The organism is Variovorax sp. WDL1, from assembly GCF_001541225.1.
Classification (GTDB): Bacteria; Pseudomonadota; Gammaproteobacteria; order Burkholderiales; family Burkholderiaceae_C; genus Variovorax.
Map to the genome: position 1 here is coordinate 1 of NZ_LMTS01000087.1, position 13,814 is coordinate 13,814.

Annotated in this window: 17 protein-coding genes; 8 read left to right on the forward strand and 9 right to left on the reverse strand. The window is 62.2% G+C overall.

Annotation, left to right across the window (positions count from 1 at the left end; all coding sequences use genetic code 11):
- Nucleotides 1-307: 307 nt before the first annotated feature.
- From ygiD to APY03_RS12245, 3 genes are all read right to left on the reverse strand, one after another.
- Complete coding sequence (gene ygiD, locus APY03_RS12235; RefSeq protein WP_269747377.1) at nt 308-1,180, reverse strand: 4,5-DOPA dioxygenase extradiol; 873 nt, start codon at nt 1,178-1,180, stop codon at nt 308-310.
- A 434-nt stretch (nt 1,181-1,614) separates the two neighbouring features.
- Nucleotides 1,615-1,878 (reverse strand): hypothetical protein, encoded by a 264-nt coding sequence (locus APY03_RS12240; RefSeq protein ID WP_068677180.1) that lies wholly within the window; start codon nt 1,876-1,878, stop codon nt 1,615-1,617.
- Between the two features lie 94 nt (nt 1,879-1,972).
- The gene (locus APY03_RS12245; protein WP_146039490.1) at nt 1,973-2,212 is read right to left on the reverse strand and encodes a hypothetical protein; all 240 of its coding nucleotides are present in this window, start codon (nt 2,210-2,212) and stop codon (nt 1,973-1,975) included.
- Between the two features lie 349 nt (nt 2,213-2,561).
- Here APY03_RS12245 and APY03_RS12250 point away from each other — a divergent pair, with 349 nt between their 5' ends.
- Nucleotides 2,562-3,359 (forward strand): esterase/lipase family protein, encoded by a 798-nt coding sequence (locus tag APY03_RS12250; RefSeq protein ID WP_162487203.1) that lies wholly within the window; start codon nt 2,562-2,564, stop codon nt 3,357-3,359.
- Between the two features lie 447 nt (nt 3,360-3,806).
- Here the strand turns inward: APY03_RS12250 and APY03_RS12255 are convergent, their stop codons facing one another.
- Nucleotides 3,807-4,253, reverse strand: coding sequence for a hypothetical protein (locus APY03_RS12255; protein ID WP_068677183.1), 447 nt, complete (start codon nt 4,251-4,253; stop codon nt 3,807-3,809).
- A gap of 604 nt (nt 4,254-4,857) precedes the next feature.
- Between APY03_RS12255 and APY03_RS12260 the strand changes: the two genes are divergently transcribed.
- Nucleotides 4,858-5,625 carry a hypothetical protein gene (locus APY03_RS12260; RefSeq protein ID WP_068677184.1) on the forward strand — a complete coding sequence of 256 codons (768 nt, stop codon included), beginning with the start codon at nt 4,858-4,860 and terminating at the stop codon, nt 5,623-5,625.
- Nucleotides 5,626-5,716: 91 nt separating this feature from the next.
- Here APY03_RS12260 and APY03_RS12265 read toward each other — a convergent pair whose 3' ends face one another.
- The 4 genes from APY03_RS12265 to APY03_RS12280 are packed head-to-tail and all read right to left on the reverse strand — an operon-like array spanning nt 5,717 to nt 8,496.
- Nucleotides 5,717-6,823 (reverse strand): hypothetical protein, encoded by a 1,107-nt coding sequence (locus APY03_RS12265; RefSeq protein WP_068677188.1) that lies wholly within the window; start codon nt 6,821-6,823, stop codon nt 5,717-5,719.
- Between the two features lie 4 nt (nt 6,824-6,827).
- Nucleotides 6,828-7,898, reverse strand: coding sequence for a hypothetical protein (locus APY03_RS12270; protein WP_068677190.1), 1,071 nt, complete (start codon nt 7,896-7,898; stop codon nt 6,828-6,830).
- 32 nt (nt 7,899-7,930) lie between these two features.
- Entirely contained in the window at nt 7,931-8,206 is a 276-nt protein-coding gene (locus tag APY03_RS12275; protein WP_068677192.1) for a DUF4031 domain-containing protein, read from the reverse strand.
- Nucleotides 8,203-8,496: a hypothetical protein gene (locus tag APY03_RS12280; RefSeq protein WP_068677194.1), complete on the reverse strand. Its 294-nt coding sequence runs from the start codon at nt 8,494-8,496 to the stop codon at nt 8,203-8,205. Before APY03_RS12280 ends, APY03_RS12275 begins: the two co-directional genes overlap by 4 nt.
- Nucleotides 8,497-8,698: 202 nt before the next feature.
- On the opposite strand from APY03_RS12280, the gene APY03_RS12285 reads away from it, so the two are divergent.
- Both APY03_RS12285 and APY03_RS12290 read left to right on the forward strand, forming a co-directional pair.
- Nucleotides 8,699-9,229 carry a hypothetical protein gene (locus APY03_RS12285; protein WP_068677195.1) on the forward strand — a complete coding sequence of 177 codons (531 nt, stop codon included), beginning with the start codon at nt 8,699-8,701 and terminating at the stop codon, nt 9,227-9,229.
- A 133-nt stretch (nt 9,230-9,362) separates the two neighbouring features.
- Complete coding sequence (locus APY03_RS12290; RefSeq protein ID WP_146039491.1) at nt 9,363-10,229, forward strand: hypothetical protein; 867 nt, start codon at nt 9,363-9,365, stop codon at nt 10,227-10,229.
- Here APY03_RS12290 and APY03_RS12295 read toward each other — a convergent pair.
- Complete coding sequence (locus APY03_RS12295; protein ID WP_068677199.1) at nt 10,226-10,513, reverse strand: helix-turn-helix domain-containing protein; 288 nt, start codon at nt 10,511-10,513, stop codon at nt 10,226-10,228. The genes APY03_RS12290 and APY03_RS12295 overlap by 4 nt on opposite strands.
- A 122-nt stretch (nt 10,514-10,635) precedes the next feature.
- Between APY03_RS12295 and APY03_RS12300 the strand changes: the two genes are divergently transcribed.
- The 4 genes from APY03_RS12300 to APY03_RS12315 all read left to right on the forward strand — a co-directional run bounded on the left by APY03_RS12300 (nt 10,636) and on the right by APY03_RS12315 (nt 13,812).
- On the forward strand, nt 10,636-11,301 hold the full coding sequence (locus APY03_RS12300) for an ERCC4 domain-containing protein (protein WP_068677201.1): 666 nt from the start codon (nt 10,636-10,638) through the stop codon (nt 11,299-11,301).
- A gap of 98 nt (nt 11,302-11,399) precedes the next feature.
- Complete coding sequence (locus APY03_RS12305; RefSeq protein WP_068677203.1) at nt 11,400-12,077, forward strand: hypothetical protein; 678 nt, start codon at nt 11,400-11,402, stop codon at nt 12,075-12,077.
- Between the two features lie 180 nt (nt 12,078-12,257).
- Nucleotides 12,258-12,611 carry a hypothetical protein gene (locus tag APY03_RS12310; RefSeq protein ID WP_068677205.1) on the forward strand — a complete coding sequence of 118 codons (354 nt, stop codon included), beginning with the start codon at nt 12,258-12,260 and terminating at the stop codon, nt 12,609-12,611.
- A 157-nt stretch (nt 12,612-12,768) separates the two neighbouring features.
- A complete protein-coding gene (locus tag APY03_RS12315; protein WP_068677207.1) occupies nt 12,769-13,812 on the forward strand; it encodes a DUF262 domain-containing protein in 1,044 nt (347 codons plus the stop codon).
- The last annotated feature ends 2 nt before the right edge of the window (nt 13,813-13,814 follow it).

Below are 13,814 nucleotides of genomic sequence, written 5' to 3' on the forward strand. Positions count from 1 at the left end.
ATTGACGCTCGCCGCTCAGAATAGTTGACGCCGGGCACTCCCGGGTTCTTCTGCTCGCAGGAAATCGGGTTGACGGCAGCGGTGCGGCGTCGGATGGCAATTAGGAAGCTGTCGGAGCGCGGTCGGAGAGGATGCATAGGCATCGGTGACAAACCGACGCGGACAGTGTGGATGGACGAGATTGACGGGGTGAGCGGTGCTTGGAAAGCTCAACCCGCTCAGCTCCCGTCTACGGCCTACTCCCGCTGACATTCGAAAGGCCGACGTTTCACGACGTCGGCCCTTTTTTTGCCTTGGTGGGCCAGGCTTAACCGAACTGAACGCAACGCATGCTGAGCGTCCCGGATTGAAAGCCTTCGTAGATGGTTTGCGCGCGCTCACCGCCGCCTGCGGCTCCGAGCGGGTACATGAAGGGGTAGTAGTGGTCGGGCGTCGCTACGGCAACCGATGCCCCGTCGAGCTTGCTGAAATTGATGAGGGCCTTGTCGTCCCTTCCGGCGAGTGCAGCCTTCACGGCGTCATCGAACGACTGCGCCCAGGGCCGGCTCGCCGTGAGCGCGTCCGCGACCCCTCGGTCCGTGGCACGAAGGTTGTGCACCACGTTGCCGCTTCCGAGAATGAGAACGCCCTTGTCCCGAAGGGCGGCCAGCTCACGGCCGACTGTGTAATGAAACGAAGCCGGCTTCTCGTAGTCGACGGAGACCTGGAAGACCGGCACGTCCGCCTTGGGGTATAGGTGTTTGAGGACTGTCCACGTGCCATGGTCCAGGCCCCACTGCTGCGTTGGGACCACGCGCCCCTGCTTGACCAAGCCAGCAGCAAGATGAGCCAAGACAGGGTGGCCTGGCACGGGATACTCCATGTCGAAGAGTGCCTGGGGGAAGCCCCCGAAGTCGTGGATGGTCTTTGGACGCTCTTGAACGCCTACGCCCGTGGCGCCTTGGGTGAGCCAGTGCGCGGAGACGCTGAGGATGGCAGTGGGTGTCGGCAGAGCTCGGCCCCACGCAAACATCCGGCGGGTGAACTCGTTGTCGCGAATGGCGTTCATCGGGCTGCCATGCCCAATGAAAACTGTGGGCATGCGAGCAACGGATTTGCCGCGCTTCTCCGCCGCCGCATGGGCGAGGCTCGAGAGCGATGCAAGGGCGGCCGTCGCGCCATGCGCAGACGTTTGGAGCAGAAAGCCGCGGCGGCTTGAGTCGGCAGAGAACATGTTTTCAGGAGACTTGCTCGAAGCAGAGCAGCAGGCGAAGGGGCTCGGAACGGGACGGAATTCGTATAGCCGGACGCTTTGTATGGGCCCGGCCGCCCGCGGGGACAGGGCCGAGGCCCTCCCGCCGATTGTAGGTGCGGACCTGGACTCGCAAGGCCGCGCGTTTTCTTGGGAAGGAAGAAGCCCCGCATCCACGAAGGAATGCGGGGCTCACGAATCAGCTGCTTAGAGCGGTCGGACGGAAAGGACGAACCAGCTCTCAATCCCACCACCGTCGTGCTCGAAAGCCCACGACATAGCCAGGTCATTTGCCCTTGCCCAGGTTGCGAAGCCTTCCAGATTGGGAAATAGGCATGAGCTGGTGCTTCAACCCCGGCCCTTTCTATCTCCGGGCGTAGGCCTCAAGGGGCGAGCACGCGGTGCGGTTTCGACCCTTGCCGGGGCTGGGCCTCGGGCACGACTTCGAGGTCTTTGACGGAGACCTCGAAGAGACGCATCTCCTTGCGGCGACCATCCTTCGGGAAGCTGACGATGGGGGCGACAGCGCCCATGCGGTAGCCAGTGACCTCGCCGGTGCGACCTGAGTAGCGCTTGGACTCCGACGGTCCCTTACGAACTAGGGCTTCAGCCGTGAAGCGCACCTTCGTGCCTTTTTCAAAAAACATGTATTGCTCCTTTGTCCTCTGACGTGTAGCTCGTCATGCCCGCTCAGGCGAAAACGAAGGCGCTATACGAGCGCCTTCGGTGCCGTAATGGCAATCAGCTGATGCGCTTGATTCCAAGCGCGTGGTACAGGTCCGGACGATTGGTCTCCAGCCAGTTGAGGGCTTGAGGGACGTCTAGCCGAAAATCGACGCCGCAGGCAAGGCCCGGTTTACGCTTCCTTGCCAGAAAGTGCTGCTCGTGCGCCGCAAGGGCGTCTGCCTGGCCTCCATCGAGGAGAGACTTCAGCACGAAGGCAGCGGCCTCACCCTGCATCCCATTTCCGACAAGTTCCATGATGGCCTCGTCTCCGGCCTTGACGAACCACGAGGCGGGCGTCTACGTTCACGTCCTGGCTGCCCGGAGTGCCCGGAACTGTGAGGTACCCATTGACGGCAAGGGGAGCGTCCTGGGGAGAAGCGGTGAGCACCGGAATGTCTCGCGCCGCTGCGCAGTCCCATCCTCCTTCGTCATCAACTCCCCGGCCACGCAGCTCCGTAACGAGCTGAGGGAGCAGGTCGGCGAAGCCCTGTCCCCTCTGCAGAGTCATGATTTCCCGAGGGGCATAGCCCATCTCGAGGTCCCGCTGGGCGGTCGCATAGGCGACGTTCCTACAGAGAGCAGGTCAACTCTCTTAGGAAATGCCATGAAATGGCTTGCTCTCGTTCTCTCTTTTGTTTTTTCGCATCTTCATGCTGCCGAGGTAGTCGACATCGCTCTCGATGCACGTTTCGACGTGTCCGTGGCGGAGGTCGGCTCCGTCAAGCCCCAGGAATTCAAGCACTTTGGGGTCTACATGGGCCAGCCGGTCGATGTCAGCAAGGAAGTCGTGCTCTTCGTGCACGGGTCCTCTGGCTCACCTCGAGATTTTGTGGACGTTGCAGGCAAGCTGGACACATCCAAACAGCAAGCCTGGTATGCCTACTACGCAAGTGGTGACGCTGTCGCAGTGAGTGGCGGACGCCTTGCAAAGGAAGTCCTTCGCTTGATGGACGAAGCGGGCATGCAACGTATCCGAGTTGTTGCTCACAGCATGGGCGGCCTTGTGGCTTGGCATCTTGTCAAGGCGCTGGAGCAGCACATGCATGTCGACCAACTCGTCACGGTGGCCACCCCTTGGGGCGGTCACTGGGGCGCGGGTATCGGCTCAATGATGTCGTTTTTGACGCCCTGCCGTGATAGCTGGCACGACCTCTCGCCCGGGAGTCGGACGCTGCAATCCATCTACGGCAGTCAGCTCGAAACGCACTTCACGCTGGTTTACGCAGTTACAGAGGACAGCGCTGAGTCCGACGGCGACGGCACCATCAGCCGTCAAAGTCAGCTTGCGCCTGGCATGCGGCTTCAAGCCGAGCAGGTCATCAGAACTGTCGCGACGCACGCATCCGTTCTTACCGGCTTGCCGGCTGAACGTATCGCATCGTTGCTCAAGGATAAGGCCTAGGCCTCAATCCTCATTCTAGAAGCCCGACCGCATCCGCGGTTGGGCTTTCTTTTGCCTTGGAGAAACGTTTTAGGCTGGTCGCATTCAAGTACCGTATTTTCTATACAGCCTTGTAGGTCAACTCAGGAACAATCAAGATGCAAAACAAAGCTGGCACGCCTCCCACGAGGTCGCCATCCGAGGATGGCTCCACTCTTGAAGTGCGCGTGTATGAGGGACGTTTGCTGCCCCAAATCGTGTGTGTTGTTGCCCATCAGGCAGAGCCTAGGACGCAGGGCGTCAAGGTGACAGGTCTTCGCTACGCGGACCGTCGATTGCGCGGCCCGGGACACGGACGTCCGTGATTCCTCTCAAGCCCCTCACCGGATTCGTTGAGGGGCTTTTTTTTGAGCTCAAGCTTCGCTGCCAAGGCAAAAAAGGGCCCACGAGGGAATCGTGGGCCGAGAATCAGTCCTTGCGCGGGATGGTTTGCATTGCGTAAACGACGCTGACCCCGCCGCGCGTCACCACCTTGAAGTAGTCATCCGCACCGCCCTTAGTGGGGCGGATATCGCAGAGCTGGAACGACTGTTCGCTGCTTCCTGCCAGGAAGGGAACTCCTTCGCCGGTGGAGGCAGCCAGCGCTTCGGTCGCGGCGATAGCCTGGTCGAGGGTGAGCATCGCCGTCGGTTCCGACGAGCGGAGCGCAACGATGACAGGACGCCCGCCCCGGCTGACCCCCTGAAAGGGGTTGACCATCGCAGCTCTGAGCTCCACGATGGTGCAAGCCTGCATTCGGCCGAAGACGGCCGCCTGAACGAGAAATGGACTTGCGCCACCGATTGCGCTCCGGACCTGGTTCATGCGCTTGAGCGCCTGCGTGGCGGATAGCCACGGCTCGTTCTTCTTGGACATTGGTCTTTCCTGGTTGTTTACCTTGTGTGTATAGCGCTCCGCGTCCATTCGATTTGTATGAGCGCCTTCAGGACCGGTGTGACTGGTGCCGCCGTACGGGAACCGATAGCCTAGCACTGGAGAGCGTAAGGAAATGGCCCCGGAGAGGAGCCTTGAGGAAAGAATTTAAAGGGGATGCCTGCCGCTAGGGCCCCCGGCGCACTCGAAGGAAGGCCTCTCGGAATGGAGTGACCTTGTGAATCCACCTTCCGGCTCAGGTACGTCACGGGGTGAAGTCACTCGGCCCGAACGCCGCGGCTGGAGAGCCAGAGTTCCACCTCTGCCAAGCACTCATCGCGGCCGCCGCCGCAGGTTTCGACTCGAGTAGAACATCCAAACTGGGATGCCCGCGGCGAGACGCTGCTTGATTTCAGCTACCAGCGCGCGGAGGATGCCAGAGGCAATGCTGTCGCGGTAGCACGTTGCACGTCGACGACGACGAGGTCCTGATGGTTCGTTGTGTTTTCCTGAGTTGATGTGCCTCGTCTAGCCACCTATAGGGGGGATAAGTCCCGTTGGCTACAGGTGTTGAACGCGCTCGCGGAGCGCACACCAGGAAGGACACATGTCAAACGACAACCAAATGGTCGTGCTCAATGCCGACCAGAAAGCTGTATTCAAGCGCACCCTCACCGAGGTCGTGAGCGGCTTGAACCACCTCCACCAGATGGCCGCGGGCGACCAGCTCTCTCGGGACCATGGACGCAACGTCCTGTACGTCGCCGAATCCAGCCTCGCCGAGGTCGGCAAGTTAACCGGCATCGAAACCGATGCGGCCGCCGTGCGAGAAGAGCGATATGCGGCGCTTCGCGCCGCGAATCAGCGGGTCCTCCAGCTCGAGCGCAGGCTGGGCGAGCAGGTCACCGCTGAAAACGTGGAAGCGGCAGTCAAGCGTCTCGGCGACCGTATCGACCGCTGGTGGGACATTTACGGCTTCGGGCACATCTCCGACATGTCGTTCAGCAAGTACGGCAGTGTCCACCTCAAGTTGAGCGGCAGCCTTTTCGGCACCACCTCGTTGACGTTCTCGGCGACCCCCGTCTCGGACAAGGTTACTCGAGCCACCTGGCTAGCCAGCCTTGTCGAGCGGGGCTTTGTACTTGAAACGTCCGAGGGCTCCGGCCACGAAGGCTTGGTCGATTGCGAGGCGAGTCGGAACGCGCTCATCGAGCTCATCGAGTCACACTTTCCCTCGGCACGGGTCACTGGTTTCGAGAGCCATCGCAATCGCGCCGGCGCGACTGTCCTCCGTACCATCGACGTGCATATCGCGAAGCTGGTGGACATCGAGAATCTCGACCTGCCTCCGATGAGCGTCGACGCAGCAAGCTAGGTGCCGGGAATGTCGAAGCGCTGATTCAAGAAAACGCGGCCCTCGGCCGCGTTTTCGTACGCTGGGGTACCGGCTAACTGGGCCGCGGCCCCTAGCCGAAGAGGTCTACCAACGCCTCGCCAAGCCCTTTTCCGGGACCAGGCTCCGGAGGCGCGTGGCTTCGTGCTGCGCCCCCGGCCCGGCGAATCTCCTGGTTCTCCGCTTCGATGCGCCTAGCACGCTCTTGAGCGCCCGTGGCAATCATTTGTGCCTTCTCAAGGTCCGCTTGGAGCTTGCGGAACTGCTTGTCGCGGGACAGGTCAAGCTCCTGCGTTGCGCGGCTTTCCAGCCTGTTGAGCGCGGCGGCTAGCTCCTCGGAAAGCTTGCCAACCAGCACAGCCAGGTTCGTCGCTTGGCCGATTGCGGGCCCCACAGCCTCGCGGCAAAGAGCTTCGACTGCGTGTCTCCATTCCTCTTGCGCCAGCAGGCTTCGAACCAAGAGCGTCCATTGCGCTTCGGAGAGGGCTGGCACCGGGAGCTTGCAGGTCGCGAACTCAGCTTCGACCTTGGGCCGAGCCTGGACCAGCGCATTTTCCACCGCGCCCATCACTGGTTCCATGCGCTCTTCGAGTGTTCCATAGCCCTCAAGCATGGTATCCAGGGCGGACGCCCGCAGCCTTGCATTGCTCGGGACCCGCATGAAGCCAGACTCGCTGACAAGGTAGATTTGTTCGAGCCCGTCCGTGTGCCGCAGGAATGCAAATGCAAAGGTCAGGTCTCTCGCAGGCGGCCCTCCCACTCTGTAAGGGCATACCCAAAGGGCCACTGCCCGCGTCGCTTCGCTCCTGCGGAGTGCCGATGCCATGCGGGCGCGGATTCCATCAGGGCCTCCTGAAATGAAGCTCGGGTCGCCGGGCTCCACGAGCGACCCCGCCCATCCGCCCTCGTCGCCAAGGCCCGTCAACCGCACGACCTGAATCCGAGGGGGAAATTCTGGCTCAAACTCGGCCTCTGCGACCGCCTGGCGGCAAAGCTGTGGAAAGCAATTCTCTTCCAGGAAAAGCACGTCCTTCGCGGCATCGGAATCGCCGATGCCCATGTTCTGGTCGGACATCAGCTTGTCGGCAAGGCTGCTCACAATGCTTCGCAAGAGGTCGTCCTGGGTGAGCCTCCCGGCAGGCGACTTCGCGCGTCCTGATTTGGTTCGTAGTTTCGCCATGATGTCAGCTGAGACTGTTCGCAAGATGGGCCACGCCGGAGCCGACTACAACGCGACCCGACTCGGCGTCCCAGAAAAAGTACAAGCGCATGCAATAGCGCTCGTCGCGCCCGCCTCCCTTGAGCAAGTGGAGGTCAAGCATCCTGCGACGTCCGTCCCATCGAACGAAGTAGGCGCTTCCCTGTTCACCTGCAATGCTGGCTCCTACGGAGCCTTCCAACTTCAGCCCGTGGATGGACATAGCCGCGTCCAGGTCTTCGGCTTTCGCGAGCCCTAGGCGGGTGTCGCGGTATGTGCCGGCAAGTAGCTCAAACGCCGCGCAAACGACCTCCGGCCGCTCGTAACGCGACTTCTTTACACCGTTAAGCGCACGCGGCAGGACCACGATGCGTTCGCGGTTCTCCGCTGCCCAGGCTGGCAGTGACTCCAAGTCGGGCAGCCTTCCGTCGATGTCCACGACCACCTCGTCGGCTTGCGCATCTGCGTTGCCTGTGGCGGCTTCGAGGCTCCGGAGGCGAGCCCTGTATTGCTTGAGCTGCCGCTTCTGCTCGTCCAGCAGCGTCAGCAGGTAGTTCGCCTCATCCTCTTGGGCGTTGAGACGCGCAAGCAACTCCGGGTTGGTGGATTTGACGCGACCCTCGCCACAAAGCGTCGCCAGAAGTTCTACGAACGTCGGCAGGGTCCCCGTTCCAATAGGCGCTCCCGTCGCAGTTGCTGCCGACCACCAGGCCGGAGTTTCCAGTCGGGTTCCGCCACCATCCGGGGCGTGGACCGGGCTTAGCGGACCCGCGTACCGCCTTATTCGATATCCCGTTCGGGCGGCTATTCCCTTGGGCTGTACGAAGAACGTTTCGTGCTGTGCGAGGCCGTTTTCGTCTACACAGGCCCATCGAGCAGCAACAAAACGCTGGGAGCGTTGCACGGCCAATGAAACCGGCACACCGCCGCTATCCACGTCGCCCACGCCATCCGGCAGGGATTCGCCGGACTCGAGCTGCAAATGCCCCGCGAGCGCCTCGAGGAAGCTCTCGAACACCGCGGCGCTGATACTTTTGTGTAAGGTCTGTGACTGCATAGTGTTAATCCTACGCCTCCCAAGCCCACCTTTCAGGGCAGCGCAGGAAGGCGCGGCTGGCTAGCGAGGAGTTTTGCGCGCTTGAGCAGCTCCCGGCTGGTCACAGCCACGGCTCCCCGAGATGTCGCCACCTGGCGTTGCTCGGCCGTGACGTCGTAGTGCGGGTGGCGCGTACCACGGTGGTACCAGCAGCGGTTGATGCCACACTCGCTGGCGAAAAGATGCAGCTCCTCGAGCGAATCCGCGGTCAGGTGAAAGCGCGGCTTCCCCTTGAAAAGAATCGCAGCGTCATCGACATAGGCTGTCACGGGTTTCGCTGCCTCAGATGGTCGATGGCCAGAAGGCAACCTCCGACGTGGCACAGGCCGATGTACAGCGACGCGAGCTCAACGCCGACGTCGATAAGCCCCCAGTCGAGCTCGCCTGTGAACAGGGCGTAGCCGATTGAGAGCAAATGAAGGGCCATGAGGCCCCCGAATACGGCCACGGTAGCCTGCAACTGCCGGACCGGAACGCCGGACTTTGGGTGTCGATTCAGCGAGAAGACGTACAGGTACGTCCATGCGACCAGGGCGACAGGGTACGTGAGGATGGGCACAGGCGGTTCCGGGGTTGATGAATGCGTTCTGTAGCCACCGTCTTTAGCCGCGGCTAAAACCATCATCGCTATACCGACGGCAAAGGGACTGCCTCTCGAGGGGCACCGGTCTCGTCAACGAACTAGCAATCGCCGAATGACATTTGACCGAATCAAAGGAGTGCTGGATGGCCATTAGTTTCACAACTACTGGAGCCTTCCAATGCACACGATTCCGCCCTATCAACCGGGCGTGACCCTGCGTCATCGCAGCGGCGCAAGCTACGAATATCCGTCGCTCGAGGCAGCGTTCCGAGCCCTTGGATACTGGTGGCTGAGCCAAAACCTAGGGCTGGACTTCACGTCGCCCTTCTACTGCTCCCGCCTGCTGTCCTGGGTGACCGCAGACTGGATGATGGTTACTGACTTCGGCGCGCCTGTAGTGGCCGCGGATTTCGAACGGTTTCGCGGGCCACCCCGACGCCCCTTCTGGGCCTCGAAGCACGACTACTGCGGCTACGGACCCGTCCCAGGGACAGGTCGTCGTCACGGCGGGCACCACTTCCGTCGCGTCCATCACATCAACGAACGCCGCAGTGCCGTGCTCGTCCTTCAGGAGGATGGCGAGGTCGCGCCTCGAGGCAAGCGAGCCGCTGCCAACCTTCCGACCCCGTGGGACGATTACGCGATTGCGGCGCGCGAGGACCGCAGCTGGAAGCTTTGCCGCAAGACCCGGTGGAAAGTCCGGAGTTGAGCGGTGCACCGCTGTATGCCGGCGGTCTCCAGTCACCCGGGCGCCCTGGCCCGGGCCGGTCTGGAAGGACCGGCTATAGGCTTCGACAACGGGGGCGGTAGCTATGCGTAGGACACCACACCTCGCTCACCTCATGCGCAACCTCTCTCCCAAGCTCGGTTTCCCTCACGTCCCTGTGGGGCCAGCGACTTCCGCGACCCGGGAGGCGCTCACGCTGCACCGTTTGGTCGCGGAGGTGCTGCCGTGCAATGCGGTGAACTCGTCGGCTTCGATGCGTCCTTTGCCGGGCACACATGATGGCGAAACAGTCGGCTACTTCCACATCCTGAGCCCTGGGCGGCTGGGCCGGCCCGCAGAGGCAATCGCGCGCACCTTTGCCATGGATGCAGCGCCGTGCGAGATGTTCTGGCATCGCTCATTCTTGTTTGACGAAACCGGCGCACTTGAGGAGTCGCTCCCGCTATTCACAGCGCTGGACGAGCCGGCTTTGCGCAAGCTGGCCGCCGAGGCGCCCCTGGGGGTCGTCAGCAGCCTGGGAGGCAGTCGGCACATCGCATTCGCGCAAGGCACGCAATCCCCAGAGGTGGCGGCCTTTGTCGACTTTTCCCTCGTCATCCGCCCGGAGGTGGACGCGCAAGAGGTTCTTGCGGCCCCCTGTAGAGCCGGCGGTGTCCGGTTTGAGGTCAGCCTCAATCAGCTCGTGACCCGCGCCACCATGCGGGGTGCCGGCGCCGCGGCAGCCCTGGTGGAGTTCGTGGTCGATGTCGTACAGGCAGAACTGGAGGCGGCCCTTGCCCGCCTGAAGCCGGTGGCCGATGCAGCAGGCCTGACTCTCGTCGGAAACGTGTGTGTGAGTACGCGCCGCGACAGCCACGCAACGCTGATGGTTCAATCTCTGCTGGAGGCGGCGCTGACCCACGCCATGCTCGCGCTTGCCCATTCCGCGGAGATGCCGTCCTTCGCTGTCGACATCGAGTTCGACGGCAATACCGTCAACTAGGCTATCCATCCGCGCGGGCCGCTTCGCAAGCGGTGCGGGGCTGAGTCAGGTGCAGTTGTGCCGTCCAGCAGGCGTGCGAGCGGCAAGCCCAGCGCATCAGCGAGCTTAGACACGGACGCCAGGGTCGGGTTGACCACCTGGCGCTCAACCTGGCTCACGTAGGTGCGATGAACTCCGGCCCGGTCTGCCAGCTCCTCCTGCGAGAGACCGGCGCGTGTGCGGAAGGTACGCAAGTTGGCCGCAAGCGTGAAGGAGGCGGACGTCGGATGTCTCGTGGCGGGCATGCGGCCGCAGCTTGCCGTCCTGTGATGAAAAAATCTCTACAGCCAGCCCATCTACCGCCTATACGTCTCGCTCGATGCCCCGGGCCTCGATGCCGCTTAGACTACCTGGCGGAGGTGCAGGCATGGCTCGGTTGATTGTTGATTCGCGTGAGTCCCGCAGTGGGCTGGCTCAGCTGCTCGCGCAGCGGGGCGCAGACGTGGTCGTTGAAGAGCTCGAAGTGGGCGACTACGTGCTGGCGGACGGCCTGGCCGTCGAGCGAAAGGCCGCAAGCGATTTCATCCTATCGATTGAGAATCGTCGCGTCTTCGCCCAACTGGCGACTCTGAAGGCCACCTACGCGCGGGCCTTCATCGTTGTGGAGGGAAACCTCTTTGCCACCAGGTCCTCGATGGCCGAGGACGCTCTTCTGGGAGCCATGTCCTACATCTCGCTGCTCGAGGGCGTTCCTATCCTCACAACTGGCACCACCGCGCAGACGGCAACGCTGCTGCTGACAATGCAGAGGCATGCCCTGGAGGGGCTCGGGTACGAGATTGCATTGCGTGCCGGGAAGCCGCGTGACCGCCTTGCCCAAAGCCAGTACCTTGTGGAAGGACTGCCCGGCGTCGGGCCGACCGCCGCGCGCAAGCTTCTGAGTCATTTTGGTAGTGCGCATTCCGTTTTTACGGCGCAAGCCGAGGAACTACGCCAGGTGGCCGGCGTCGGTCCGAAGACAGTAACGATGGTGCGGGAAGTACTTGAGTTCGATACGCGGGGCGTTTCGATTCCTAAGCCACCGCCCACTTGAGGGGCTCGGCCCCACGGGCGCGACGTGGCTTTATGGAGCCGGGCGTTCGACAGGTCCTCGCTACACGGGAGCAGGACCACTCGAACGGAAAAGACACCATGGAATCTCTCGAACTGAAGTATCGCCGCCTTCCCGCGGACGCCAGCGATAGCTGGGAGCCATTGCCCGGCACCTTCAGAAGCGCCGCAAACAACTGGCTGGTCGTGCACGACCTGTTCCACCACCTTCCCCATGACCGCGGTTCGCTCGCGGAGGAACTCGCGACCCTAGGGGCGGAGTACTACGTCAACTACGAAGGCTCGGGCCTGCTGGGCGCCTACGACACGGCAGCCGCCGGCTTGCCCACGCCGGGCCTCAACGCCCTGACCCGCTCAGCGGCTGGCGTCGTAGGCATGGCCTATGAAGCGGGCGAAGGGCCGGAGGTGTTCGACCTCCGTCCGAGGACCGCGCCCGTGGCGTGCGAACTGGCCGAATCGGTGTTCGTCGCAACGGAACGCTCAGCGGTCGCCGAGCTCGAGCATCTCCTCTGGGGAATGGGCAACGAGCCGGAATGGCAAGCCGCCAAGAATGCGTTTTGCACACCCGGCCTGGTCGCCAGCTGGGTTCGACAGGGCTATCAAGGCGCGAAAGCGCGCTATCCGGACCAGGCGCGCGCTCGCGCAGGCTGGAACGAGGCAGTTGAGTTGCTGTTCACCGTAGGCTCCAAGGCCCAACCTGACGCCGTGCTTGTTGCAAGTCGACGCGGCTACTCGGCCTCCTTCGAGGTCGTTGCCTGACCCACCTTCGCGCCCCGAACTTTCGGGGCGCTTTCTTCTGTCTTCGGCCCTCCACGGCAACCTTAGGAGACACCTTCCCTTCGGGAACGCGCCGGTGGCCTCCAAGAGCACGCCTTGCAGTTCCGGGTGGCGTACGGGCGCTCGCTATACGTGTGCAGGACATTATTTCAAAGGACACCCATGTTCGGAATGAAGCGAGCACTTGCCGCTGTCGTGCTTTCCCTTGCTGCAGGTGCTGCAGCCTGCGCGGTAGACAGCGCGCTCAGACCTAGTCCCGACGAGTGGGCACTGGACTCCACCGTGAGGGGCTGTACGCTGGCCGATATTAGCCATGAAAACGAAGACGTGGTCATGGTGTTTGCATGTGCGGACAAGGCCACTGTGCTGCATCTCTCTGCGAACCTCGGTGGGACGATTCGTCGGACCGCCGAGCACTTCGAGCACCCGTGGATTCGCCAAAGAGAAGTTGCGACCAAGGAGTTGACCGAGCGCCTGGAGGAGCACCTGAGAAGTGTGCGAAATCCCGCCCTTTGACGTCGTGCTCGAGCTTCCTGCCACCAAGTGCGTTTTTTCCCTTCTTCAATCGGCCCGCCATCTGGTGGGCCGATTTTCTTCTTGAGGGTCCACCCGAGGATGTCGTCGTGCGCCATCCCTATAGGCCTTACAGGCAACTGCAAGTTCTAGGAGAACCATGAGGAATAGAGACGATTTTCAAGATGGCGCGCCGTCGCGCCAGGGCTTCTACGAGGTATTGCTGCAGGACGAGACGACCACCATCGCAGAGTGGCGCCAGCGCGACAAGCGTATCGGCAAGACCTGGTGGGAGCACCGTAGCGAGCATCCCTCGATTGCGAAAACTCCGCAACCGCTAACCAGGGTGAAGGGCTACCGGAAGGCATCCGCCCAGGCCATCGAGCAGGCTTTGCATAGGGAGCTTACCGAAGCCGAGCAAGTCGAGGTTGCTTACAGGAAGCTCCGTGGAAGCAATTTGGACCGGCTGGCCGTGCGCATGCCGGTTGTAGAGCGCCGCCGTCTGCGACTTGGCATGGCCGTTACATTCGGCGCCTTGCCAGAATGTGTTGTGGTCGGGCTGCATGAGGACGACGAGTACGTGACGATTCGCTACCGCAACCTCAAGCGTGAAAGCGGGCAAATGGTGGGCGCCGGCTTTGAATACCTGACGTCGCACTGGCTGGAGGTCTTTGAGACGGCCGCCGAAAAGGGTACGTCCGTCTGCCGCCCGTCGCTCCTGGAGCGGACGGTCTTTAGCAATGGCGACCTTCTGGGGTTGGTAAGCCGCGTGGGGCATTTCGGCGTCGATGATTCGCCCGACTACCAACGCGGCTACGCTTGGACCGCTGACGACAAGGACAGGTATCTCGATTCCCTGTTCTGCGGTCGTGACCTTGGCCGATTCATCTTCGTGAACTACGGATACACCAGGCCGGCGGAGGTCTTTGACGGCAAGCAGCGCTTGAGCACGCTCATGGAGCTTGTGCAAAGTCGCAGGGCATACAAGGGCATCTACTGGCACGAAATGCTGAAGCGTGAGCGCAGGCATGTCGAGTCCCGCGTCGTCCAGGTCGCGGAGGTTCCTGCCTCGAAGGCATCGCGCGCGGAGCTACTCCAGATGTTCTTGGACGTGAATGCCGCCGGCGTTCCGCAGACCGAGGAGCATCTGAACCATGTTCGGCGCCTGCTTGAGGCTGAACAGAGGAACGCGTCAGCCAACTGATT